Source organism: Ferviditalea candida, from assembly GCF_035282765.1.
Lineage (GTDB): Bacteria > Bacillota > Bacilli > Paenibacillales > KCTC-25726 > Ferviditalea > Ferviditalea candida.
In genome coordinates, this window is sequence record NZ_JAYJLD010000041.1 from 1 (window position 1) to 25770 (window position 25770).

At 49.9% G+C, this 25770-nt stretch carries 26 protein-coding genes; 12 read left to right on the top strand and 14 right to left on the bottom strand.

The window, feature by feature from the left end; all coding sequences use genetic code 11:
* A partial coding sequence (locus VF724_RS18415; RefSeq protein ID WP_371755710.1) for a hypothetical protein occupies positions 1-239 on the top strand: 239 nt, incomplete at its 5' end.
* A gap of 113 nt (positions 240-352) precedes the next feature.
* On the opposite strand, the gene VF724_RS18420 is transcribed toward VF724_RS18415, so the two are convergent.
* Complete coding sequence (locus tag VF724_RS18420; protein WP_371755711.1) at positions 353-1636, bottom strand: Glu/Leu/Phe/Val family dehydrogenase; 1284 nt, start codon at positions 1634-1636, stop codon at positions 353-355.
* A gap of 124 nt (positions 1637-1760) precedes the next feature.
* Positions 1761-2237, bottom strand: coding sequence for a hypothetical protein (locus VF724_RS18425; RefSeq protein WP_371755712.1), 477 nt, complete (start codon positions 2235-2237; stop codon positions 1761-1763).
* A 137-nt stretch (positions 2238-2374) separates the two neighbouring features.
* On the opposite strand from VF724_RS18425, the gene VF724_RS18430 reads away from it, so the two are divergent.
* The 6 genes from VF724_RS18430 (at position 2375) to VF724_RS18455 (ending at position 7029) form a co-directional block, all read left to right on the top strand.
* A complete protein-coding gene (locus VF724_RS18430) occupies positions 2375-2530 on the top strand; it encodes a hypothetical protein (protein ID WP_371755713.1) in 156 nt (51 codons plus the stop codon).
* 340 nt (positions 2531-2870) lie between these two features.
* Complete coding sequence (locus tag VF724_RS18435) at positions 2871-3278, top strand: ArsR/SmtB family transcription factor (protein WP_371755714.1); 408 nt, start codon at positions 2871-2873, stop codon at positions 3276-3278.
* The gene (locus VF724_RS18440; RefSeq protein WP_371755715.1) at positions 3229-5394 is read left to right on the top strand and encodes a heavy metal translocating P-type ATPase; all 2166 of its coding nucleotides are present in this window, start codon (positions 3229-3231) and stop codon (positions 5392-5394) included. Before VF724_RS18435 ends, VF724_RS18440 begins: the two co-directional genes overlap by 50 nt.
* Before the next feature lie 262 nt (positions 5395-5656).
* Positions 5657-5902 (top strand): hypothetical protein, encoded by a 246-nt coding sequence (locus tag VF724_RS18445; RefSeq protein ID WP_371755716.1) that lies wholly within the window; start codon positions 5657-5659, stop codon positions 5900-5902.
* On the top strand, positions 5899-6417 hold the full coding sequence (locus VF724_RS18450) for a hypothetical protein (protein ID WP_371755717.1): 519 nt from the start codon (positions 5899-5901) through the stop codon (positions 6415-6417). Before VF724_RS18445 ends, VF724_RS18450 begins: the two co-directional genes overlap by 4 nt.
* 147 nt (positions 6418-6564) lie before the next feature.
* Positions 6565-7029 carry a hypothetical protein gene (locus VF724_RS18455; RefSeq protein WP_371755718.1) on the top strand — a complete coding sequence of 155 codons (465 nt, stop codon included), beginning with the start codon at positions 6565-6567 and terminating at the stop codon, positions 7027-7029.
* Positions 7030-7049: 20 nt separating this feature from the next.
* Here VF724_RS18455 and VF724_RS18460 read toward each other — a convergent pair whose 3' ends face one another.
* The gene (locus VF724_RS18460; protein ID WP_371755719.1) at positions 7050-8012 is read right to left on the bottom strand and encodes a chemotaxis protein; all 963 of its coding nucleotides are present in this window, start codon (positions 8010-8012) and stop codon (positions 7050-7052) included.
* Positions 8013-8172: 160 nt separating this feature from the next.
* Here VF724_RS18460 and VF724_RS18465 point away from each other — a divergent pair, with 160 nt between their 5' ends.
* Positions 8173-8442, top strand: a complete 270-nt coding sequence (locus VF724_RS18465) for an LSm family protein (RefSeq protein ID WP_371755720.1) — start codon at positions 8173-8175, stop codon at positions 8440-8442.
* 106 nt (positions 8443-8548) lie between these two features.
* Here VF724_RS18465 and VF724_RS18470 read toward each other — a convergent pair whose 3' ends face one another.
* The 9 genes from VF724_RS18470 to VF724_RS18510 form a co-directional block, all read right to left on the bottom strand.
* On the bottom strand, positions 8549-9640 hold the full coding sequence (locus VF724_RS18470; protein ID WP_371755721.1) for an XdhC family protein: 1092 nt from the start codon (positions 9638-9640) through the stop codon (positions 8549-8551).
* 2 nt (positions 9641-9642) lie between these two features.
* On the bottom strand, positions 9643-10428 hold the full coding sequence (locus VF724_RS18475; RefSeq protein WP_371755722.1) for a LamB/YcsF family protein: 786 nt from the start codon (positions 10426-10428) through the stop codon (positions 9643-9645).
* 103 nt (positions 10429-10531) lie between these two features.
* Positions 10532-11392: an FAD binding domain-containing protein gene (locus VF724_RS18480; protein WP_371755723.1), complete on the bottom strand. Its 861-nt coding sequence runs from the start codon at positions 11390-11392 to the stop codon at positions 10532-10534.
* Between the two features lie 25 nt (positions 11393-11417).
* Entirely contained in the window at positions 11418-11912 is a 495-nt protein-coding gene (locus VF724_RS18485; RefSeq protein WP_371755724.1) for an SRPBCC family protein, read from the bottom strand.
* Entirely contained in the window at positions 11909-14695 is a 2787-nt protein-coding gene (locus VF724_RS18490) for a molybdopterin-dependent oxidoreductase (protein WP_371755725.1), read from the bottom strand. The genes VF724_RS18485 and VF724_RS18490 overlap by 4 nt, the downstream gene beginning before the upstream one ends.
* Positions 14696-14751: 56 nt before the next feature.
* Positions 14752-16695 carry an AAA family ATPase gene (locus VF724_RS18495; protein WP_371755726.1) on the bottom strand — a complete coding sequence of 648 codons (1944 nt, stop codon included), beginning with the start codon at positions 16693-16695 and terminating at the stop codon, positions 14752-14754.
* 185 nt (positions 16696-16880) lie between these two features.
* The gene (locus VF724_RS18500; protein WP_371755727.1) at positions 16881-18194 is read right to left on the bottom strand and encodes a purine-cytosine permease family protein; all 1314 of its coding nucleotides are present in this window, start codon (positions 18192-18194) and stop codon (positions 16881-16883) included.
* 309 nt (positions 18195-18503) lie between these two features.
* Complete coding sequence (locus VF724_RS18505; RefSeq protein WP_371755728.1) at positions 18504-19145, bottom strand: GntR family transcriptional regulator; 642 nt, start codon at positions 19143-19145, stop codon at positions 18504-18506.
* Between the two features lie 534 nt (positions 19146-19679).
* Positions 19680-20603, bottom strand: coding sequence for a substrate-binding domain-containing protein (locus tag VF724_RS18510; RefSeq protein WP_371755729.1), 924 nt, complete (start codon positions 20601-20603; stop codon positions 19680-19682).
* Positions 20604-20746: 143 nt separating this feature from the next.
* Here VF724_RS18510 and modA point away from each other — a divergent pair, with 143 nt between their 5' ends.
* Genes modA through VF724_RS18525 form a run of 3 tightly spaced genes read left to right on the top strand, consistent with a single transcriptional unit; the run spans position 20747 to position 22927 of the window.
* Positions 20747-21562 carry a molybdate ABC transporter substrate-binding protein gene (gene modA, locus VF724_RS18515; RefSeq protein WP_371755730.1) on the top strand — a complete coding sequence of 272 codons (816 nt, stop codon included), beginning with the start codon at positions 20747-20749 and terminating at the stop codon, positions 21560-21562.
* Between the two features lie 8 nt (positions 21563-21570).
* Positions 21571-22230, top strand: coding sequence for a molybdate ABC transporter permease subunit (gene modB / locus VF724_RS18520; protein WP_371755731.1), 660 nt, complete (start codon positions 21571-21573; stop codon positions 22228-22230).
* 58 nt (positions 22231-22288) lie between these two features.
* Entirely contained in the window at positions 22289-22927 is a 639-nt protein-coding gene (locus VF724_RS18525) for a nucleotidyltransferase family protein (protein WP_371755732.1), read from the top strand.
* Positions 22928-22950: 23 nt separating this feature from the next.
* Here the strand turns inward: VF724_RS18525 and VF724_RS18530 are convergent, their stop codons facing one another.
* Positions 22951-23346: a thioesterase family protein gene (locus tag VF724_RS18530; RefSeq protein ID WP_371755733.1), complete on the bottom strand. Its 396-nt coding sequence runs from the start codon at positions 23344-23346 to the stop codon at positions 22951-22953.
* Positions 23347-23594: 248 nt separating this feature from the next.
* Between VF724_RS18530 and VF724_RS18535 the strand changes: the two genes are divergently transcribed.
* Positions 23595-24515, top strand: coding sequence for a LysR family transcriptional regulator (locus VF724_RS18535; protein ID WP_371755734.1), 921 nt, complete (start codon positions 23595-23597; stop codon positions 24513-24515).
* Between the two features lie 94 nt (positions 24516-24609).
* On the opposite strand, the gene VF724_RS18540 is transcribed toward VF724_RS18535, so the two are convergent.
* Positions 24610-25671, bottom strand: coding sequence for an ABC transporter substrate-binding protein (locus tag VF724_RS18540; RefSeq protein ID WP_371755735.1), 1062 nt, complete (start codon positions 25669-25671; stop codon positions 24610-24612).
* Positions 25672-25770 lie beyond the last annotated feature (99 nt).

The window sequence follows — 25770 nt, forward strand, 5'->3', positions numbered from 1 at the left end:
TTCGTCAAATATTATCCTCAAGCGCTTCGTGCGTCAAAGATGAAAACATGCGTAAAAGCGAGAAAAACGAAGAAAACATTAATTTATTGAGGGAGGTGATTCGTACGAAAAAAGACAGCAAAGCCAAAGAAAACAGAGGCAGCAAGTACAAATATAACGAAGAATTCGCCGAAGAGGTGATCGCCAAAAATTCCAAGCAGCCGGCTCAGAACAATCCTTCCGAAAGCGTCAAAAAATAGCGGACAGACCGCACCTCCGCCCGCTGATAACCGCTGCTCTGATCGACCAAACAAAAAAGTTTCCAGAACAACAGCTCGTTCAGGAAACTTTTTTTGCCGTCCGAACCTAACTTTCAAATCCATCCTCGCAAATGGCTGGCCAAAGCAAATTTCTCGATTCCCATCATATAAGCGGCAAGGCGCGGAGTGATCTTGCCGATACGCGCCGTATTCAGCACTTTATGCACCGCTTCGACCATCATTTTCTCCAGCTTCTGATTGACTTCCTCTTCGCTCCAATAGAATCCTTGGTTGTTTTGAACCCATTCGAAATAAGAGACCGTCACTCCGCCGGCGTTCGCCAGAATATCCGGCACAATCAGAACGCCTCGTTCGTGCAGCCTTTCCGATGCTTCCAGAGTGACCGGACCGTTGGCAGCTTCCACAATCATCTGCGCCTGGATCTGATCCGCATTCTCCAGTGTGATCTGATTTTCCAAAGCCGCTGGAACCAAGACATCGCAAGGCATCGTCAGAAACTCCGCGTTCGTCATGCGGTTGGAAAACAGGCTGGTCACGCTGCCGAAGGAATCGCGCCGATCCAGCAGATAGGAGATATCCAAGCCTTTTTCTTCATAAATGCCGCCATTGACATCGCTGATACCAACCACCTTTGCCCCCCATTCGTCCAGAATTTCGGCCAGATGGCTGCCCACATTCCCGAATCCTTGTATGCATACCGATAACCCGTCCATGCTTTTTCCAGCGGAAGCAACGGCTTCCCTGATGGCAATCGCGACCCCGAGAGAAGTCGCTTTTTCTCTGCCCTTGGAACCGCCAAGCACAAGCGGCTTGCCGGTGATAAATCCGGGGGAATCGTGCTCCCGGATCCGGCTGTATTCGTCAAGCATCCAAGCCATGATCTGTGCATTCGTGTAAACATCGGGCGCCGGTATATCCTTCGTCGGCCCGACAATTTGGCTGATCGCCCGCACATAACCTCTGGCCAGACGCTCCAATTCCCTGATGGACATGTCGCGCGGATCGCAAACGATTCCTCCCTTGCCCCCGCCGAAGGGCAAATCGAAAATACCGCATTTCAAGGTCATCCATAAAGATAATGCCGATACTTCTTCAGCGGAAACATTGGGATGAAATCGAATTCCCCCTTTGGTCGGTCCTACGGCATCCGAATGCTGCGCCCTGTAACCGGTAAAAATCCGGGTTGAGCCGTCATCCATTCGGATCGGTATGCGAACCGTCAGCAGCCGCTGCGGTTCCTTGAGCAATTCATAATACGTCTCTTCATACCCCAGCTTTTCCAGTGCGAGCTTGATCACTTTCTGCGTTGAAAGCAAAATGTTCTCATCCAGTGGAGGTTTGCTTGCTCCGATGACAATCCGCTTGTTTTTGGCCATGTCCCTGAAATTTCCTCCCTTATCCAACTGATAAGTCATTCACACAACATATCCATTTTAAACCATTCACCCGCAAAAGAAAAAGCCCCTTTGCCCATTTATATCCATCTATTTTGCCGGCAAGCTATAAGGATTTCATGCCGCGCAGATAGCCGATAAAAAATAAGAGAATCGCAAAGGTAAAGAGCGTTCCTCCCGCTACCGCGCTGTAGGCCCCTAATTTCACTTGCCACGATTCGGCTAACACGCCGATCGGCAGCAAAAACCCGCTGAATACAAGCAGTATTGATGCGCTCATGAGCAGCTTGCGGGATAAACGGAACGTGGCGATAAAGTTTCCTATGACCAGGGATGTGATGCCCATCAGTGTCATATGACCGTGCGTGCTGGCCATCCTGTCGTCGTACAGCATTTTTCGGACAAACAAGTCTCCCAGTCTGCTTGCACTAGACGGAGATTCTCCGGCGATCTCAAAAGCTTCCTTCATGGCGTCGCTCTGGGAGATTTTCGTGTCCGCCAAAAACACACTGGCATACATTCCTCCAAACAACGCCCCAGCCAAAATCAGCGCAAACCCGCTGACAATCAAAAATCTCTGCATGATGGCGCCTCCTTTGCAGTCAACTTTTTCCTTTCATTTATTGTGCTTCAAGTTCTTGGATTATAACCGCAGGCGATGCATGATTTTCCAAATGCGGCGCATACTATCGATAAGTTCTGCTAAAGGGGTGAAATAGGATGGATGGCAACAAACCGAAAGAAGAGAAAGTCCCCCGTTATTTTTATTTCGATCTGGCCGATGAGCACCATCGGAAGCTGATGGAGGAAGAAATGGAAGAACATAAGGAGGATCCTTTGAAGCCGCTGGAGAACATTACCCGGGTTGAATATTGAACGTCCCTCTAACGTCCTCTGGACTTTCAGAGTGACGAGAAACCCTAAAGATGAAATGAAGTCTTTTTGTCGGATGGGGGGTATCTTCTTCCGTCGCTCTTGAAACCAGGAAATGGGATTGGAAATTGCGGTATTTCCCCGGTTTCAAAGGCGAACGCCAGGTCTCTACAGAAGATACCCCCCCAACCCTATGGATCTTCATTCCCATGGTTATGGGGTTTCTCGTCAGCCTAAACGTCCTCTGGACGTTTTTTTAAGATTCATTCAAATATCTATTTGATTATAACTGGAAAATGAAGTATAATTATATTCAAACAATGATTTGATTGAGGTGAGGTCCATGGAACGGGACCGCTGTGAAATTTACTGCTATGATGAACAAAAAGTCAACCGTTTAACGAATCTGATCGTCCGCAAAAATATTCCTTCGATGACAAAGCTGTTCAAAGCGATGGCGGATGATACAAGAATGAAAATCGCCTATGCGCTGTGTTTGGAGGATGAGCTGTGCGTATGCGATGTGGCTAATATTATCGGCTCTTCGCTGGCGACCGCTTCCCATCATCTTCGCTTGCTGAGGAATCTGGATTTGGCCAAGTACCGAAAAGAAGGAAAACTGGTGTTTTACTCTCTGAAGGACGATCATGTCAGGCAGTTGGTCCTTGTGGCGCTGGCCCATACGGAGGAGGGAACAGAAAATGAAGTCCGCGATCGAACGGAATCTGCCGGAACAATCACAAGCGGGTGAGAACAGCTGTGTATTTCGGGTGGAAGGCTTCACCTGCGCAAGCTGTGCGGCGCAATTCGAGCGAAACGTCAAATCGCTCCCCGATGTGGAGAATGCCCGCGTCAATTTCGGAGCGTCAAAAATAACGATATACGGCAAAACAAGCGTTGCCGAGCTGGAAAAGGCGGGGGCTTTCGAAGGGCTGAAGGTCTTCCCCGAAGAAGAACGCTGGAGAATGGAAAAACAACCCTTCCTGAAAAGCAAAGCGGCGGTTCGAACCGCTGTTTCCGCAGTTCTGCTGCTGGCGGGATGGCTGCTTGAGCCGCTCGGGTTTGGCGCTGCAGCCGGTATTCCGCCTGCGGCAGGAATATTCGGGCTTGCCATCGTCATCGGCGGATACAGCCTGTTCCTGCAGGGACTGCGCAACCTCTCCCGCCTCCAATTCGACATCAAAACGCTGATGACCATTGCCATCTTGGGAGCCGCCGCGCTCGGACAGTGGAGCGAAGGGGCGACCGTCGTGTTCTTGTTTACCTTAAGCGAAGCGCTGGAAAGCTATTCGATGGATAAGGCCAGGCAATCCATCCGCTCTTTGATGCAAGTCGCCCCCAAGGAAGCGACGATCCGCAGAGACGGCAGGGAACTGCAAATTCCGGTTGGGGACATCCGAATCGGAGACCGGATGATCGTCAAGCCCGGACACAAGATTGCCATGGACGGACTTGTGGTCGGCGGCTGCTCCGCCGTCAATCAGGCAAACATTACCGGGGAATCGATTCCCGCCGCCAAATCCTCCGGCGATGAAGTGTTCGCCGGCACGATCAACGGAGAAGGCGTGCTGGAAGTTGAAGTTACCCGGCGGGCCGAGGATACGACGATCTCCAAAATCATCCATTTGGTAGAGGAAGCCCAGGCTGAACAGGCGCCGTCCCAAGCCTTTGTGGACCGATTCGCCAAATTCTACACACCGGCCGTCATCCTGCTGGCGCTCGGCACAGCCGTCGTTCCTCCGCTGCTTCTGGGCGCCGGATGGGAAACATGGATCTATGAGGGGCTTGCCCTGCTCGTAGTCGGTTGTCCGTGCGCGCTGGTGGTTTCAACGCCCGTCGCGATTGTCACCGCGATCGGCAATGCGGCCAAGCACGGCGTGCTGATCAAGGGCGGCGTTCATCTTGAAGCAGCGGCCCATTTGTCTGCCGTCGCCTTCGACAAAACCGGGACGCTGACGAAAGGGGTTCCCCGGGTTACCGAGCTTGTCTCCTTTCATGGAGAGGCCGGCGAATGGCTCGGAATCGCCGCCGCCATGGAACGGCAATCCCACCATCCGTTGGCCGCCGCCGTCATCCGCAAAGCGGAGGAGATGGGAATCGATATCGGCCGGTGGACCGCCGAACAATTCGTCTCCATAACCGGCCGGGGCATCGAAGCGGTGGTCAGCGGAACAAAGTATTATGCGGGAAGTCCCGCGCTCTGGGCCGAAATGCTTCCTGAAGGTATGTCGGAAACGGTCTCCCGTGAGAGCGAGCGGCTTCACGATGAAGGAAAAACCGTGATCCTGTTCGGTCCGGAGGGGCAGGTCACGGGGTTGATCGCTGCGGCTGACGAGGTGCGACCCGACAGCAAACAGGCGATCCTGGAGCTGCGGAAAGCCGGCATCGGCAGCATTGTGATGCTGACCGGCGATCATCGGGCAGCGGCGGAAGCGGTCGGCCGTCTAACGGGCGTCGACCAAGTAAAGGCGGAGCTGATGCCCCAGGAAAAGCTTGAGGTGGTCCGACAGCTCCGGCAGTCGGACAAAGTCGCGATGGTCGGTGACGGGATGAACGACGCTCCGGCGCTCGCCGCCGCCGATGTAGGGATCGCCATGGGCGGCGCGGGCTCCGATACCGCTTTAGAGACGGCGGACATCGCGTTGATGGCCGACGATTTGGCGAAACTTCCCTTTACCGTCGAATTAAGCCGCAGGACGCTGCGGATTATCAAGCAGAACATCTCCTTTGCCCTGCTGCTCAAATTGCTGGCGATGCTGCTGGTCATCCCCGGCTGGCTGACGCTGTGGCTGGCCATTTTCGCGGACATGGGAGCGACGCTGATCGTCACGCTGAACGCGCTGCGGCTGCTGCGGGTCAAGGCTTAAGCTGCCGACATTCGGGCAATATGCCCTCTGCGACGGGGCGCGCAAAAGCGGTGCAAATCAAGCGCTCCGCGGATCAAATGACATCACATGCCATAAGGGTGCCCCTGGAAAAGAACGTTCAGGGTGCACCCCTTTTCTGCTTCACGCATGACGAAATCCCGGTCAAATCACGTTTGGGGATTTTCAAACATAATGTATTGATATGACCATGTGGGCGATTGTCGGGATTCAGCGGCAAAAATACTCTAAAGGGGATTAACCAATGCCATCATTTATCAATATCGGTGTGTTAAATGTGAATAGTCCCCAGCAAAACTCGCCTGTTTTTATTGGGGAAAGCATATCCTCGGGATGGGATGCCAATCAGAAGTTTAATGCGGCGCACGGCGGTACTTATGGAGTTGGAAATATGTTTTTCTTCGAGAGAGACTTGAATTTTGACCCCGATGTCGTCGATGGAAACATCTTCGATCAGGATTTCAAACCGAGCGCCGGTGCAGCTGTATGAGCAAATTCAGCCAATTGATTATTCAAGGCAATATCTCCGTACAAACGATATCCTCCCAATCCGGGATTTTCATTGCCGAGCGCAATATTGCCGTGGGATGGAGTTCCCACAGAAAGTTCAACACGATATTCGCCACGATTAGCGGAAGATCCAATAAAATTTACAATAATCTTTCCATCGTTTATGATCCGGATTTCATTGATACGCCGATTGATGACAGGGACACTCATATTGTTTTGACCAAAGACTCCGCCGGGAAGGAAAAGGTAACGAATATTCATGCGGATTCCATTCATGTGAATTCGATATCTCAAAACAGCTCCTTATTGATCGGCGATGGCCAGATTACCGGAATGGATTCACACTCAAAAATCAATTATGCACAAGGAAGCGTTCTCGGAAATTACAATCAATCCACTCTTAATACCAACATGAATTTCGACAGCGATCTGATCGATGCGACGATCAACGACCAGGATGTTAAAATTGCCTATGCAGCAAACAAACAAGGTTAGGCTATAATCTGCGTGCCTTCCCCCTCGGCATTTTTTTTGTTTGCATCATCATTTGCTGAGTCGGACAAGTAACTTGGACAAGTACCGTGCCCCTCCCCGGTATCCAAGCATAAAGTAGTCTATAAAAAACAAGAGGGGTGAGCAGGAATGAAAAACATAAGCAATCGCCACGCGCAAATCAGCCAGACAGGCAACTTCACCTATTTGACCAGAACCCAATTCACCTTTTACGCCAGCGACAGCATCCTCAACAGCGTGCTGGGCGGTATTGCCGGAAAAAGAGTCAGCATCGCCGGTTATATGCAAACCAAAATCGGCAAAACGAATTTGGTCAGACTCGTCGTCGGTCCACAGGGTGCTGTCAGCATAAGCGACACCGCCACGGCCAGAAATGTTTTGAAATCCTTGGGAGTCAGGCTTCGGATGAAGAAAGTGCTTCAGGTGCTGGGAATTGTCGCCGGAACCCCCGGCATTATCAGAAGCATCTATCGCAGCCTGTACCACAAGGTAACCGTTTATGCGATTTACCTTGGAGAAAATTCAAATATTTTCGTGGATACGTGCAATCCTTCGAGAACGATTCAAATCTTGAAGCGGAACAATCTGATTTAATCTTCTGAATTCAACGGAATTCAGCGCTTGGAAATCACCGCACGAGGTTCTTTTCCCGCGGCCGCCTGATGAAACGATTCCATTTCGGCGGCAAGCCTGTTTAATGAGGCTGCGATCCGGTTCAGCACCGATTTTGTTTTGAAATACATGCCGTGCGCGAAGGGTGTCCAGCTGCGAAAACCCGCACAGTTTATTTCCAGATCCTCCGTCACCGCCGCATTGTACTGCCGGCTTAAATTTTTGATCGGATAAGCAATGATATCGTCTTTATCGTAAAAATTGACCCATTCCCCTATCGCATTTCCACGACTGCTCATCTCGGGACAAGGAACGCGGATCGGAATGCCGAAATCATCGTGCCTCAGCGTCCATAAAGCGATCGGACTGCCCAGCGTATAAAAATGGGTCAGCGTTTCTCCCCGTTCCAGCCGGGAAGCGTCCGTGCCCATCACCCGTCTCGCTTTTACGGCCATTTTGCGATGCTGCAAGTCATAGAAATAGTTGCTGGCGATGACGGTTCCGAGACTGTGGGAAACCACGCACAAAGGCGCATCGCCGCCGGCTTTGTCCGCCAGCCTGCTCAGGGTTTGGGCAAACCGCTCGTGAATATCCTCATAGATGGAGCCGGCAGGTATGAAATTGTCCGGCTTCCCGGATGCTCTGCCGGAAACAGGCTGATAGGCAATGGCGTCGCCAAGATAATGGATAAAGATGCTCCTTAGCGGAATCCATGGAGTCACCTGCTTCCAACGCAATTGCTCCACATTCGCTTTCTCCCACAATCGATCCTCCAGCCGATCGGGAATGTCCGACCAGTAAACACCGTCCACCGTCAGCCGGACATCCGGATTCAGCTTAGCCAGACGTTTTTTGAGTCTCCTTTCAAAATCTTTATAGAAATCCTCCCGAAACGGTCCCATTCCATGCACCACAGCGACGGAAATATTCATCGTCCCCCGCCTTTCTTCCGTAAAATCGGTCATTCTAGTATACTCGCGCGGAATGCAGAACAGAACGTAAAACAATCCTTGAACTGAGTCCTGTTTTTATTCTGCAATCTGGGCGGATGCCGTTCACGCTTTAGGCAAAAATCCATAGACTGATGTTGAGTGTGGATAACATCAATCGGGAGGGCGTTGAAATATGATGCATCAATATCCCTATCATGTCTGTATGCAGTATCTGCATCGATATGTCAGGGTTCAAATGAACGACGGTAAAGTCTATGAGGGTTTTATTGCAAATGTGGATCAAGAGAAGGTGACGCTGGCCATTCCAGCGCCGGAAAAAGAGGGAGAGCATCGTCAATTTTTCGGTACATTCGGCGGATTCTTCCCATATGGCAGGTTTTTTCCCCTGGGTCTGCCGTTGGCCGGACTTGGTGGCATCTACCCGCTTGGCTTTTTTATCTAATCTCTGTAAAATCTCAATCTGTCCGCAGCCCAAAAACCGGGAGAGCGCGCTTCTCCCGGTTAAATGCGTTGTTTGTAAAATCGGTTATCCGGAGATTCTCACTCCTTCATAATTCAAGGACAGTTGGCGCTTGACGCGGTTTTACGGTTTTGCTGTCCTTTTCGTTTCTTACAGCCAACAGCTCCGCCATAATGCTGACCGCGATTTCTTCCGGACCGTCCGCCCCGATATCCAAACCTACCGGCGAATGAATCCATTCCGGCAATTGTTCAGCGTCAAGAAGCTTCTGTGTTCTCAAAATCGGACCCAGTACACCCAAATACTTAATAGGCTGCTGAACGAGCTTCGATAATAGAATCCGATCCTTTTCAAAGCTGTGGGTCATGATCAGCGCGTAATCCTCCGGATGAATGGGGACTTCTTCCAGTGCGCGTTCCGGATGAGCGATGATCCGCTGACTCGCATCAGGAAAAAATTCCTCCGTGTTCCGGGATTCACGGTGGTCAATCACGATGACCTCAAAATTGATCTTGGATGCACTCCTTGCAACAGGCTCGGCATCCGGACCCGCCCCGAACAGAAACAGCTTGTTTTTGGGTTCATAACGATCCAGGAAGAACGTCGTGCCCAACCCTTCAATCACGACCGTCTGCTTCTTTTCGTTTTGCGCCAGAAATTGCTCGAGCCTTTCCTTCACCAGCCGATCTGCCTCCGGGCTGCCCAGCGTCCCGATCACCTGGCCTTTGTCTGTCAGCATGCAGGTTGCCGATGCTTGGATCTGCCCGTCGATGCTTTTGGCTGCGGCCACATGATGTCCCTGTTTCAGCAAATCGTCGATTTGCGGCCAAATCGGAAGCCGCTGAAAGGGGGGAATCCATTCCCAGAAGATCGGCTCGACAAAAACATCAATCTTTCCATTGCAGCCGGAGCCGAGCCCCCACAGCAAATCTTCCTCGCTTCGCATATCGTAGGTCAAGATTTCCGGTTGGCCGGAATCCAGGATTCCTTCTATTTTTAAAGCGATATCCGCTTCCAGACAACCGGCGCTGATCGTGCCGAATTGCTTGCCGGAACGCGCAAATATCATTTTCGCTCCTTCTTTTCGATAGGTTGAACCGTCGACACCGACAATTGTGGCCAGCACAGCCTGCTCATTCTCGTTTGCCAATTGCTTTACTTTGTCCACAATGTCCTTCATTGCTAGAATTCCCCTTTCAATATCGTTTCCCGTTCAGGAGCTTTGAACCTTACCCCCTTCGCTTCCAAGGTTTGGCGGATCGTTTTGACGATTTCCGGTGAATCCGGCGTATCGGAATGCACGCAGACGGTTTGGGCCTTTACAGGCACCTTTATTCCGCCCAAACCCGTGATCGAACCCGTTTCGACCATCTCCAGCACGCGATCGGCTATGTCCTCGGGACTTCCAATTTCCTCTTTCGTCCAGCCGAACATCTTTACCCCTTCCTCCGTATATGGACGGTCCGCAAAAAATTCGGTGATCACGGAAATTCCGATTTTTTCGGCGGCCTTTGCCGTTTCCGAGCCTGCAAGGGTGTAAATCGGAAGAGACGGATCGAATTGATAAACCGCTTCGCAAAGCGCTTCGGACAATTTGGGGTCCTTCAAGGCCATCATATATAATGCGCCATGCAGTTTTACGTGGGACGGGGCCATGTCTGCCGTTCTTAAAAAACCGTATAAGGCTCCGATTTGGTATAAAACATAAGCATACATCTCCTTGGGGGTAATCTGCATGTAACGTCGGCCAAATCCCATAATATCGGGAAAACCGGGATGGGCACCCACTTTAACTCCCAATTCTTTGGCCAAATGAACCGTTTTATTCATGACTACCGGATCTCCGGCATGAAAGCCGCATGCCAAATTGATTGACGTAACATATGGAAGAACCTTCTCGTCCTCGCCATAGCGGAACAGCCCATAGCTTTCCCCCATATCTGAGTTAAAATCGATGGTAGTTGACATATTATCACCTTCTTAAATTTTCTCGGCTTTCCGGGATTGGAACCCGCCGGATGGCAGAAGCCGTCCGGCGGAGACATTCACAAACACCAATCCGTGTCATTCTTTATTTTGCTGCAGCTAAAGCTTGCTTCAATGCCCTTTTGACCAGCACTTTAACCATCTCCACACGATATTCCGCGGATGCTTCGGCATCATCCAGCGGATCGCATGCTTCGGCCGCCAATACCCCTGCTTGAGCGAACAGCTCGTCATCCGGCGTTTTGCCTTGCAGCAGCGCTTCCGCACTCAGCGCTCTGATCGTGGTCAAGGAAGCCCCATTAATGCCGATCCGCGCCTCGGCAATTTTTTGTTTGGCTTCATCCATGGTGACCCTTACACCGATTCCGACAATCGCCAGATCGCCGTCATCCCGAACCGTATGCTTGATATATGCAGCGCCGCTGTTAGCCGGTTGAACGGGTACAATGATTTTTGACAGAATTTCCCCATGGTTCAGATCTGTCGTCAAGTAATCAACGAACAAATCTTCTACCGGAATCGTCCTGGACCCATCCGGGCCTGCGATTTCCACGGACGCTCCAACTGCAATCAATGCTGCTGGCGGATCCGCCCCCGGCTCCCCATGGGACAGATTGCCGCCCCATGTGCCCATATTCCTGATTTGCGTGGAAGCTACTCGCCTGGCCGTATCCGCCAATAGGGGAGCCTGCTCGCGAACAAGCGGGTCACGCATCACCTTATCATGGGTTGCCATCGCGCCGATGACCAAAGAACCGTCCTCCGCCTTGCGGACCGCTTTCAATTCATCAATGCCTGAAAGAGACACGAGCGCATCCGGCTCCAATATTCCCTGCTTCATAATGGCAAGCAGGGATTGGCCTCCGGCAACCAGCTTCGCGCCATCCCCAAACTCGACCAAAGCCGAAACTGCTTCTTGTATTGTCAAGGGTTTTACGTACTCCATGAGATTCACTCCTTTAGTTTCATAGTCAATCCAAAGCGCTTGAAATTTGATCCGTTTCCGGAGCTTCTTCCTTGTTTTCTTCCATATATATCCTCAGGTTTTCGGCAAATTCCTGCATCGTGCTGGTTACCTTGGGACGGATTAACCCCCAACCGAGCTGGGCCAGCTTGCCTCGCATGTCGACATCCGCTTCAACCGCAAAATCCGAGCCGCCGTCAGCAGCGATGACGGAAAGGGTCTGCACCACTTTCACATTAGAGCCGATCCGGCTGTCCGACGCTTCCGCCCGCATGGAAATTTTGCGCTGCTCCTCATCCACTTCCAGGACAGTAATCTTCCCCTTGAAATTGACGGCGATCGGGCCGACCTTCATTTTAATGCTGCCGATATAAACATTGTCGCCCTCCGGTTCGAACGCCTCGACTCCAGGGATGCATTTGGCGATCACAGGGATATCGTTCATGACTTTCCACATATCCTCTGCGACGACATCAAGATGAACCTTTTCTTCGATTTTCATAAAACCTCTTGGGCCTCCCGCGTTCTTTTTTCCTTTAATGCTTGAAGTATTTTTTCAGGTGTGATGGGAAGCGTCTGGATGCGTACGCCTATGGCATCTTCAATCGCATTGGCAATTGCCGGCGCCGTCGGAACCAGCCCCATCTCGGCAAGGCCTTTGGAACCGTAGGTGCCCCGCGGATCGTCGGTTTCCACCCACAGCGTCCGGATCGGGGGAACCGTCATGACTGTAGGGATTTTGTAGTTTCCAAAACGCGTGTTAATCGGCTGTCCGTCGCGGATTTTGATGTCCTCATACATCGCATACCCGATCCCCTGCATCGCCCCGCCTTCGACCTGTCCTTCGGCACCGGCAGGGTTGATGACATTCCCGCAATCCGTCACGGCCACGAAATCCAAAATCGTAACCCTTCCGGTCTCCTCATCCACCTCAACCTCAACCGCGTGCGTGCCAAAGGAGTACGACATTGCGAAATCGCCTACGCCCGTTTCCGGGTCCGGCAATGCGCAAGGGGCGTCAAAGTGGGCGCTGGCTACGACATGATTACCCCCGCCGTCGCGGAACATCATGCCGGCCACCATTTGGCCCAAGCCTGCGCGCTTGGAAGGATCATCCTTGCAAATAACCTGTTTGTTTTCAAAAATGATGCTTTCCGGATCGCATTCGAACGTCTTTGCCGCCTCTTCCGCAATCGTCTTCTTCGCTTTTTGGCAGGCCATGTATACGGCTTTGCCGCCCAATGTCGTACCGCGGCTGCCGAACGTCCCCATATCCGGAGGAATCGTTTCCGAATCGCTCATGATGATTTCGACATCCTCAATGTCCACTCCGAATTCTTCGGCGGCAATTTGCGACAGCGTGGTTGCGTTGCCTGAACCCATCTCGATTTGCCCGGACAGGACATTGATCGATCCATCCTCATTCACCTTCACGGTTGCCCCAGTAAAGTCGGCGTTCGATTCCGGATGGAATTTGCCGCTTGTAAAGTGAGTCCCGACCGCGAGACCTACGCCGCGCAATTTATTCTTTCCATTGTATTTGTCGGAGAAGCCGAGCGCTTCGGCAGCCAATTCCATCGACTTCATGGCGCCGTTGGTCGTCAGCTGAGGACCGGAAATCGCCTTGTCTCCAGGCTGTGTCAAATTTTTGCGTCTGAATTCCAAAGGATCCATTCCGATCCGTTTGGCGATCATATCCGCCTGGCTTTCCGCTGCGAAGGTGAATTGCGGCGACCCGAAGCCCCGGAAAGCTCCGCCGATCGGCGTGTTCGTATAGACGACATATCCGTCATAACGATAATTCGGAATCCGGTAGACCGCGCCGCCAAGCATGGACTGTGTCAGCGACACACCCGGCCCGTAGCTGGTATAAGCGCCGTTGTCGAGAATGACGCGGGCTTGCCGGGCCGTGATCGTGCCGTCTTTTTTGACGCCGGTCTTCAAATAGATAATTTCCTTGTGTCTGGTCCGGGACGAAGTAAACTCCTCGTCGCGGGTATGTCCCATTTTGACCGGACGTCCCGTCTTCTTGGATAAGATCAATGAACAGACATGAATGGCATGAACTTCACTTTTGCTGCCGAAACCGCCCCCGATGTACGGGGCTACGATGCGGATTTTGCTTGCTGACATTTTGAAAATATTGGATAAATGAAATCTCATAAAGAAGGTGGACTGGGTTGAATCATAGAGCACAATTTTGTTGGAGGCTTCCCAATGGCCGATGCAAATATGCGGTTCCATGCAGGCATGCGCTTGCTTGGTCGTCTCGAAGCGATCCTCGAACACGTAATCGGCCTCGGCAAAGCCGGCATCCACATCGCCCGCAACGACGCGGTTGTGCGCCGCAATATTCAGCTCGGCATCATGAATTAAAGGAGCTCCTTCTTTCATGGCCTCCTCCGGATCGACCACAAAGGCAAGCTCTTCATATTCCACCTCGATGAGACCCAGCGCTTTCGTCGCAATTTCCTCGTTAATGGCCGCCACCGCGGCGATTCCGTCTCCGACATAGCGGACTTTTTCCACGGCTAATCCAGTTTCGTCAGCGACAAAAGGGCCGAATTGGTTGGCCATGTCCTTGCCCGTAATCACGGCAAAAACACCGGGAAGCTTTTCCGCCTCGCTCGTATCGATGCTTACAATCCTGGCGTGGGGGACGTTGCTGCGCAGGATTTCGCCATACAGCATTCCGGGTAAAACCCAGTCGGCGATATAGGTTGCCTGACCCGTCACCTTTTCCCGGCTGTCGACGCGCGGAACGCTTTTGCCCACCCATTTCGAGCCGGATTGGGCAAGCACCCCTTCCGCCGCAGCGGGCTTATTTTTTTTCGCCACCGAGGCGATCGCGTCAATGATTTTGACATACCCCGTGCAGCGGCACAAATTCCCTTTGATCGCTTCCTTGATCTCATCCCGGGACGGCGCCGGATTATGCTCCAGCAAATCCTTGGCCGACATGATCATGCCCGGGGTGCACATTCCGCACTGTGCCGCGCCATGCTCGATGAACGCTTCTTGAATCGGATCCAATTGCATTTCGCTGGAAAGCCCTTCGATGGTGGTGATTTCCTTTCCTTCGGCTTCCATCGCGAATACCAGACAGGATTTGACCGACTTTCCGTCCAAAAGCACGGTGCAGGCTCCGCAATACCCGTCATTGCAGCACTTTTTCGATCCCGTCATCTCCAGGTCCAAGCGCAGCGCATCTTGAAGCGTACGGCTCGGATCAATATAAACCGTTCTGTCTCTGCCGTTGACTTTCAGCGTAATTTCTTTTTTCATCGAACAATTCCTCCCTCATCTATCTTGAAAATCACTTCCACCCAAAAATGAATTCTTCACACAAGAATACCACTTTGATGGCCAACCATTGCATGGACCGCTTGGGGCACGTCGGATAAATCATGGATGACGTAAAATCGATCTGCGCCTGCCCATTTGTACCCCCACCAACCGTACAGATCTAACTTTGCGGTTCCGTTAAGCGTTTCCACTGTAAAGTCGCTGCCAGACTGGCTTCCTACATAGCAGATGTGCAGACTGGGAATTTTCTGGACGAGCCGATTCAGACTGGCGAACATTTTCTCGCCGCGTGTCGGCATGCAGTCGCTGACAAGGATCATCTCGGTTGCTTCATATTCATCCAACAGCTGCGAGGCGAAGAGAAGCACGGCTGACAAATCCGTACTTCTTCCTTCCGGCAAATGCATAATTTCATGAATCACGGATTTCATATCGCGAGGCTGATGAAGCTGTTTGATCGCGCTGATTTCCTGATCAAATGCGTATACTCCGTATCTGCTTTGCTCTCTGGTGCCCAGCCGGGCCAAAGCTCCCGCCAATACGGCGGAAATCCCCAGCTTCCTGCCGACCATCGAACCGGAATGATCGATAAATACGATAAAATTTTTCTTCATGGGAGCCCGGTACCGGATTCGGATATCATCCGGTTGAATGCTGCGCGGCGCTCCCATCAGCCGGCCCAAAGTTCCTTCGATATCGATTTCGCCGCCGGCCGCTTGCTGCCACGATTTGCTTGAAAGCCTTACCCCCTCCTTTCCGTATAAGCTTGACTGGCCACTGCGAATGGACGCTATCGTTTGCTCGCCCCATTGCTCCACTTCTTTCAAGGATATCCAGGGCTGGGACCGATATTGCTTCAAATGCTCCACTTCATAAGTCAAACGGACCTGCAGATCCATGAAAGGAACTTCATGCGGCCTTCGATCCGAAGCTCCGCGAACCCCTCCCGCTCCCGAGCCTTTCCACGCCATTTCAAGGATCGGCGGGGATGGGCCGGAATTCTCCCGGACAGCACCGCCGCTGCTGTTTTCCGATGCTTCACCGCCGCCGGCTTCTACCAAGGCCCCTCCGGACGAATCCTGATCGGTAAAATCACTTGCCTTTTGCCACTGCTCAAACAGCCTTTCATAACCTTTGGGAGGCATGTTTTTCTCCATGATTTCACGGATGACCTCAGCTCCCGTGCGTCCGCTGGAAGGCTTTACTTGAATTTTGCTTAGAAAAGCGGCCACTCCGGATGCCAGAATGATTTCGGATGAAGGCTTCGCCCAACCGTTCAACAGACTTAAAAAGTCGATCGGCCCCCTGATCGAAGAACCGTAACGCAGATCGGGATGCACCCTTGAATCGCGTGCGATCCGAATAGCGTATGACAGCCAATCCCCACTCCAACCCGGATGCTTCCTTCGCAAAATCTCGGTTTCTTCTTCCTCCGATTGATAGCCTAATTCCAGCATGACAAAACGGTCCGCCAAACCTCTTGACAATCTTTCCGTACCGATATCATCTATGGGATTGCTGGAACCGATCAACGAAAATCCGGACTCGGCGACCACTCTTCCGTAATGGGGAATTTCAATATAGCCGTCCGACAGCGCCGTCATCAACACATTCAGCGCTCCGCTTGGCGCCCGGTTGAATTCCTCGATATATAAAATCCCCCCTTGCCGCATCGCTTTCGTCAATGGACCGGGAAGAAAATATTCTTGTTTGTAGCCCTCTTTAATAACTAAAGCGGGATCAAAGGTGCCGACCAGGGAATAGGCGCTTAGCTGCTCATCCCCGGTAGCTTGAAATAGACGCCCTTCCCCGTTAAGTTCTTTTGATATCGCGCTCAATATGGTAGTTTTGGAAACACCCGGCATTCCAATCAGCAAAATAGGCTGTTTGGCCCGAATAGCCGCCAAAATGATGCCGATTTCATTTTTTCGGCCGACAATCTGCGTGCATAGTCTTTCATAAATACCCGTATTCAGCATCGGCTCACCCCGTAGATTTCGTCTCCAGCCGTGACAACATAATACAAGTGAAAAATTTCGATAAGGATATGTAAAATTATAGTATTTAGTGCTAGAATATTTCTATGCCAATGTAGTATAAATCATACTGTGAGCCTATCGAAATTTTTCAACCCTGTATTTATGCTATTTGGCAATCTTTTTCTTTAAATTCTTCTTGAGGCGGTGGAGCTTTGAATCGCGCTCGCCTTTTCATTCGCTGCAATGATCCAGTAAACAATCGCTGCCACGATTAAACCGACCACTGCAGTTGAAAAATGAGGGGCGTTAAATTCCACGATTAAAGCCACCGCCGAACCAATCCCCCAGGCGACGAACGGCTTGACCCGAATATTCTCGGCAATATCCGCGCCTTTTCTCAAGAAAAATTGGTCTACAATAATAATTCCTCCAATCGGCGGGACCAGAATACCGAGAAGCGTCAACCAGTTAATGAAGAAGCTCCAAATCCCCATGACCGCCGCGAAAATTCCAATCGCTCCCAATATGATGGTGGCCACCCTCATGCGTCCTCCCACGATATGGGACCAACCTACCGCACCATTGTAAAGACAGTGGGAACAAACCGACCCGAGATTGATGAACAAGAACAGAACTGCCAATACCGCCAAAAATCCGCCCTTGTCGGCAAAGAAACGGAAGATGTCCGTTTTGGCTACGGAAGCGGTGAGAATCCCTCCGAAAACTAAAGCAACCACATTGGCAAAGGGGAAAGCGGAGAACGTAGCGATGAGTGAATCCCTGGGATTTTTAGCCCAACGGTTGAAATCGCCGGTCATGGTACCAGCATCGGCAAACAACGCGATGACCATCGTAATTGCTACACCGAACGATAATGGAGTCGCTGTATTTCCCGCAAAGGAAGTAATCGCGCTCCATCCCGATTGGGAGACAACATCGGTGACGGCCCATAAACCGAGAACGACAAACAGCGGGGCTGAAACGATTCCGATGTAGGAAAGCGCTTTAATTCCTATAAACGTGACTGCCATATACAGGAGACCCGCCAGCAAGGTCATCGCAAACAAATTGGCGCCAAACGCGTCATGCATAAAGGTTCCCGTCAAACCTGTCTGCACCGCAAACCATCCGATAATCAGGGTCGATAATAGACCGGAGGCAACAACATAGCCTTTCCGGCCGAACGTTGTAGAGGCTTGAAGAGCGAAGTTATAGCCTTTTTTCGTCGATAGGACGCCAAGCGTGCCGACATAGGCAAACATGATCAAATTACCCAGCAGAATAGCCCACATGCCTTTGGTGAAGCCAATGCCGGCAACAATGGCCGAACCGGTGAGCGCGCCGGTAATGATCATCGGAAAGCCCATCCATACCGCTGACACAGACAATACGCCTTTTCTGGCTTTGAGAGGAACCGATTCGTGTTCATACTCCTCTTCCAAGATGACGTGCTCCATATCTTCTTCCACACGATGCAGTTCTGCGTTAACATTTGACATCCGACTTTCATCTCCTTTAGTTTAGTTCATTTTGAATTATTTTTATATTCTGATATTTCCGGCTGACCAACCCCCTTCCCAGTAAATTTCCTATCTGGAAAATTCACATCCGCTAAAAATAATTCAACCGAAAGCATGCCTGAATTAACTTTCTGAAAACGAAAAAACCGTTAAGCGTCGGTATTTTTCATTTTCAGAAACAGCAGAAGTAGCCCGCTTTCAGTATAAATGTGAATTCTTCAAGGACGCTTTGACGCGCCATTCCCCTCAGCTTCCGGTCATGCAGTTGAAATGGCACTGGACAACTTCTCAAAAATTTTCCAAAATGACTTTTGCTGTATGTCCAATATGCGTGCTGATCAATTGCTTCAATTTTTCAGTATCCTTTTTGCGAATGGTTTCAAGTATTTCATGATGCTGTCTTTGGGCGAATTCCAGTGAGGCGACCGTAGAAGTGTACAAACGCATATAAGGTTCGATGGCAACCCATAAATTTTCAATTATCTGCATTAATTGCTTGGACCCGGACATCGCATAAAATTCTAAATGAAACTGGCGGTTTAATGATCTCCATAGATTCACATCGCCCATTTGATTGTCCATTTCACGAACGATTTCTTCGAACCTTTGCTCATTTGACTTTTTCAGATTCGGCAAAGCCCATTCGGCCGCCAAGATTTCAAGGCGATTGCGGATTTCCATGATTTGCTGGACTTCGTGAGCCGATAAAAGCTTGATCGTTACTCCTCGGCGATCATATGTAACCAAACCTTCCGACTGCAACTGCCGCAATGCTTCCCGCACAGGCATCACACTGACTCCATATGCCTCCGCAATTTGCCGGATCGTTATTTTCTCGCCGGGAATCAATTGACGATTGATGATTTGTTCTCTTAATTTCTCATAGACTTTTCCCTGTACAGATTCTACTTTTATGATTTCCGATGACATTGCCCCATCTCCGTTTCAGTTTGCTAATCTACGGAATAATATCATAAACCGGGGTAAATTGCGGAAAAATACGCAGAAACGTTCAAAATGAAGTATAAAATAAATGTTTGTGATCACAGATCACAGATCACATTTGATGATATCGTTATTTTACTAGTCGGCATTCTTAGTGTCAAGAATTTTTTGAATAATTTTATGTCGTTTTTTGTTTTAGTGTTATATTATATTACATATAATCAAATTAATAAGAGATTTTATATAAAAAAATCAAAATTTTTATTTTATTCAGATCCATTTCTCTGATATATGGAATTATTATGTTATGCAATATAACATATATGAATATAAAAAAACCTCTACCGAGGTCAATTCAATGATGAGTGACCCGCGTAAAGAGGAAGGTTTTGATGCCAATTAGAATTTTCCTTTCCGGGGGCCTGGAAACTTATAAATTCTAATGTGGTAAAAAAATACAATTTCCGTTTCGATCAACCAACAGAATTTGTCTTCTTTATTTTTCTTGAATCTTCCGGCTTATGTTTCCAAAAACACTTTACCGGTACTGGATAGATCGTATCCGCCGATCGATGTTAGCTCCCGATGGAATGCCTCCGATTGCAAAATCGATTTGAGCACCTCAATCAGCTCCGAATTTTGACGGTTTTTCAAGATAATTAGATCATACCGTTCCCGGATAAGTGGGATAAAATCAACCCCTACAAGCATCGCGGCTTTCTCGATGCCGACACCGGCATCGGCTTCCCCGATTGCCACTTTGCCGGCAACCCCCATGTGACTCGATTCTTCGGTTTCATAACCGTTAATCGCTGCTGTCGGAATGCCGTGAAGCCGCAATTGCTCATCAAACAGCACTCTTGCGCCGGAGCCTTTTTCCCGGTTTACTATCCTAAGACCGGGCTGCTGCAAATCCGACCAGCTTCGAATCTTCCTGGGATTGCCTTTTTGCATATAAATTCCTGCCGTCCGGGACATCAGGTTGATCACAATGTAGGAAAACCCGACAAGAATTTTGCGGACATAAGGAAGATTATATTCTCCCGAATCGCCATCCAGCAAATGAATGCTGACAATGTCCGCCTCACCGCGGTACATCGCGATTAAACTGTCCATGCTGCCTGCGTAAGAACGGAGAGGCCTATAGTTTTTTGTCTTTTTTTCTATATGTTTGGCTAAACTATCCAGACTGATGTCCTGTCCGGTGATGACGATCGGTCTGACTCCGGGATACACCTGTTCGGCCTCCGCTCTCGGCGGTAGAACGGTTCCTCCCTTGGACTTCATTTTATAAGCATCCAAATCGGCTGCATCGACCCGCATTTGTTTTCCGACTCTGTAAGCGGGCAATTCGCCTTTTTTAATCAAGTCATAAACCGTCAACTTGGAAATTTTGAGAAGCTTTGAAATTTCATCGGTCGTGTAGGATGAATCGTTCGTCATCCATGTATCCCTCCAGCCTGAAAATTGGATTCACCCTCTTGAAAATTTATTCCCTCTTTACTTTTTAATATATAAAAAAATATAATTAGTATGGTTTAGATATAATTAGTATCATTTGATTGAAAATGAATGGAGATGGCCGAATGTCGCCGTTCAGCAAAAATCCAAGCAAATCCCTGTTTTTGATCCTTGCCCTAACACTCTTGTCCGTGCTTTGGGGTTGCAGCGGGAAATCTGTGGAAACCGTCCCCAACGGCAGCGACGCGAAAGTCGATCTGACGATTTCGGCAGCCGCCAGTCTGACGGACAGCTTGCAGGAAATCAAATCGATTTATGAGAAAAACAACAAATCGGTTCAATTAAACCTCAACCTTGGCGGGTCCGGAGCCTTGCAGCAGCAAATTGAACAAGGCGCGCCGGCGGATATTTTCATCTCGGCTTCAGCCAAGAACATGAAGCTTCTGGTGGATGGGCATTTGATCGATCAAGATCAACAGCAAGTGCTGCTTCATAATGAACTGGTCCTTGTCACGCCGAAAACCGGCAGTGTCTCCGTCACCCGGCTTGCCGATTTGCAAAAGCCGGAATTTACTCATATTTCCATAGGCGAGCCGGGAGTCCCGGCGGGAGATTATACAAGGGAAGCGCTGGCTTTCTACAAAATCGGCAATGATCTGCAGGCCAAGCTCGTCCCCTGCAAGGATGTCCGACAGGTGCTGACCTATGTGGAATCGGGCAACGCGGAAGCCGGGTTTGTGTACAAAACGGATGCCCTTACAACGGATCAAGTCAAGATCGCCTTAACCGTCGACCCCCAAAGCTACAAAGCGATCGAATATCCGGTCGGGATTGTCAAGGCCACCCGTCATCCGAAGGAAGCCGCTGACTTCTATCATTTTCTGCAAGGTGCAGAGGCTCGGGCTGTTTTCCAAAAATACGGATTTTCCCTGCCGAAGTAGGTTTTGACATGAATAGTATATATGAGTTTGTGACTCCAATTCAACTTTCGATCCGAATCACAGCCGTCTCCAGCATCCTGGTTTTTATTCTGGGAGTTCCAGCCGCATGGTGGATGACAAGAAAACCGTTCAGGGGCAAAGTGTTTGTTGAGAATTTACTGATGCTGCCGCTGGTTCTTCCTCCAACCGTAATCGGCTTCATCCTCCTGCTGCTGCTGGGCAAAAACAGCATTCTCGGACGATTTGCGGAATGGTTGTTCGATCAACCGATTATTTTTTCCTGGTGGGCCGCCGTAATCGCTTCCGTAGTCGTTGCCTTTCCCCTGGTCTACCAAACCATGAAGGTCGGGTTTTCATCGATTGACAAGGAACTGGAGGATGCCGGGAGGTCTATTGGGGCCAACGAATGGCAGGTCTTTTTCTGGATCACCTTCCCTTTGGCCTGGCGTTCCTTGCTTTCCGCTTATATTCTCGGCTTCGGCAGAGGACTGGGGGAATTCGGCGCCACGTTGATGATTGCAGGCAATATTCCGGGCAGAACACAGACCGTTCCCACCGCAATTTATTTGGCGGTAGACACCGGAAATATGACTTTTGCCTGGTGGTGGACCGGTTCCATAATGCTGATTTCCTTTTTGATCTTGCTGCTGGTCAGCCGCACCAAATAACCGTATAATCTGAATAGATTGCGATTTTACTACTGCGATGCAGTCAGGAGTGCGGCGAATGAAAGCAATGGGTTCCATCGGGGCAGTGATCTTGGCGGCGGGTTTGTCAAGAAGAATGGGAGAACCGAAATTATTTCTTCCCTATCGGGGTAGACCGCTTTTTCTGCAAACGGTGGAGACTGCGGTATTGAGCGGATTGGACCCGATTGTTCTGGTCGTCGGCGAGCATGAGGAAGGCTTTCGGGAGCTCGTCTCCTTCCCACAAGTGACGATCCTCAAAAATGAAGAATATTCAACCGGAATGGGCAGCTCGCTGCGAGCCGGGTTCAAGCACATGGAGGGAAAGGCGGCTGCCTCTTTCGTATTTCTGGCCGATCAGCCCTTTGTACCGTTGCCTGTCCCGCAGGAAATCATCAAGCGCTACCGACAGGAACGTTCGAACGGATACCTTATTTTCCAGCCCAAATATATGGAACAAGCGGGCCATCCCATCCTGTTCGATGCCGGTCTGTTTCATGAATTTAGAGAGCTTCAAGGTGATATCGGAGGCCGGGAGATCATCCGTAAATACCGGGATCAATGCATGCCGGTCCACTTCCGGAATGAATCCTGGGGAATCGATATCGATACGCCTGATGATTATGAACAAGCGCTAAAATTGGAAAGCCGGAAATTGAAAGGCGATGCTGCGGAATAAGCTTGCCCAACTCGGTCCGAGCTCTATCGGGCCGCTCTTTCGATCCGTTCGGCAATGGATTGTTTGGGGAGTATAATTTGCGTAACCTGTCCCTTTCCGATGATTCCCTTTTCGTTGCGAACCTCTACATCGGTTACGACCCGATTTCCCTGAATTGCCGTGCATTCAGCTGTCGCCGTAATTCGTGAGCCTGCGACCGCCGGCGCTAGATGAGACACATTCACGGCAATCCCCATGCCTTCTTCATCTTCCTTCAAATAGGGAAGAATGATTTGCCGCGCCGCATATTCCATATGATAGACCATCCACACCGTTCCGAACACTTCATGGACAACCTGTCCTTCGAATTGGGCATACATCTCCGGAGTCACCACCGCGGAAACCGAACGCTGTTCTCCGATTTTCAAACCATCTAGCACAGGCTGTTCCTCCCTTATAACCTCGTTCATCAAGCTGCTTCCATTATTGATCTTACCCAATGCCGGATAATGTTATATTATTGCTTTCATTCGATTCGATGTCAATTCATAATTAATTTCACTTTACGTACACTCGTTCTCATACGATTGCAACCATCATTTTGTTGAATTAAATCATTAAAATTTATTTACAAAAATGTTAAAATAACATGAACGATTAAATAACATTATTAAGGAAGAGAGTTCATATGGATTTAGATACTCGCCAATTACGCTATTTTATAACCGTCGCTGAGCATTTAAGCTTTACGGAAGCCGCCAACAAACTCTTTATCGCTCAGTCAGCCGTGAGTCAACAAATAGCGGATTTGGAAGAGAAGGTCGGTGTCAAGCTGTTCATCAGGAGCAAGCGATCTGTTCAATTAACTCCCGCAGGCGCGGTATTTCTTCAGGAAGCCACGAAGATCCTGAATCGAGCCGCTGAGGCGATCGATAAGGCCAGACAAACCGAATCCGGCGTCATCGGAAGCTTGTCTATCGGTTTTCTTGCCACCCATGTCAGAAGCTTTCTGCCCGATGTGATCAAACGTTTCCGAGAATTGTATCCAAAGGTTGAACTCAATTTGAATCATTATCCCAGCAAAATGCTGAAGGAAGCGCTGGAGAGCAAAGAATTTGACATAGGTTTTACATCCCCGGCCGGTTTGCATCGAATCGAAGGAATTCAAATTCAGCCTATCCTCAAAGACCCGTACTGCATTGTGACCCATAAAAATCACCCGCTTGCCTCTCAATCGAGCATTAAGCTCTCCGACTTGTCGGATGAGCCATTCATTATACACAATCGCCACGACTCTCCTATCGGCTCCTACGATTATATCGTGAAGCTGTGTGAAAGCAGCGGCTTTATCCCGCGAATTGTCAGCCAGCCGCGATTTGTGGATACCGTGCTGATCCTGGTCGAAGCGGAGATCGGGATTGCCGTCCTGCCTCGCAGCTTCAAGCTGATGTCCGATGCTAATCTTCGTTTCTTGGAAATTGAAACAGAGGAAGATAAATATTTTGAATTAGTCGTCGCATGGAAAAAAATGAATGTTAATCCTTCTATACCTATTTTCCTTCAAGTGTTATCGCAGCTTCATCCTGGATTCCAACCGCCCGCAACCTGAAGCAGATGCGAATTTAATACAAAACAAAAGGCTCCAGTCGGCTTAACGCCAGCAACTGCAGCCCTTTCTTTCATGCTCATGGCATCGAACTTCTTTATTTTTTCCAAATCATCGAATCCACTTTATACTCGGTTTGGGTGACCCCCGTATCCTGCATGGCTTTTGCTACCCTTTGAATTTCTGCGATATCGGTAGACGACGGATATTCCTCCAGCGAAAGCTGATTGACCAGCTCCTCCGGCAATGAGGTAAAGGAAGGCAGCACTTTCTTGATCAGGGTTGGGTCCTTCTGAGCCAGCGCCGCGGCTTCCTGCACGCTCTTCACAAATGCTTCGACAATATCCGGATGATCTTTGACGTAATTTTCATTAGCGGCATACGCTGCAATCGGCAGCTTTGCCGTTGGTCCGGAAAATACATCGAAAACCACTCGAGCTTTGGCATCCTTGACTTTCGTATACTTCGTTACAAACGGTTCCACAACCCAAGCCGCATCGACACGATTCGTTTCCAAAGCCGCCCCCATCTCCGGAAAGGACATTTGCACCCAATTAATCTTCGTGTAGTCAATCCCTTTATCCTTCAGCCACTGATTGATCGCAATCGGTCCGATGCCGCCGATTACAGCGGTTGCGATCCGTTTGCCGAGCAAATCCTTCGGCTCCTTGATCGATGAATTCACGCCGGTAATGACAGCGCTGAATCCTTCTTGAGCACGTGCTGCTTCAGCCACAATTTCGATCGGTGTACCCTTCATTTTCGCTGAGATGAGCGTGGCATAGTTGCTTTGGGAAAACTGTGCTGCTCCCGACACAATGGCACTCGTTGTAGCCGGGCCGGTCTGCACTTTCACGATATTGACATTGAGTCCGTTCTTCTTAAAGATCCCCTGACTGTCTGCCAAGACAACCATGGCCGAATCAGTCACTGGAAGGGTGACAAAAGTTACGTCCGTCAATTTTTGAGAAGCGGTATCGGGAGAAGCAGTATCGGTGGCCGCAGGTTTGTTGGTTTCAGACGCATTTGAAACTGACGGCTTGCCGGTTTCTGGAGACGAACCATTCGAGGATACGCCACATGCTGAAAGCAACAAGGTAATGATCAGGAAATAAGCAATCGCCACTGATGGGCCAAACGGTTTTCTTTCACGTTTCATGCTAACCCCTCCCTCAATAAATTAATGTTTTCTTCGTTTTTCTCGCTTTTACGCATGTTTTCATCTTTGACGCACGAAGCGCTTGAGGATAATATTTGA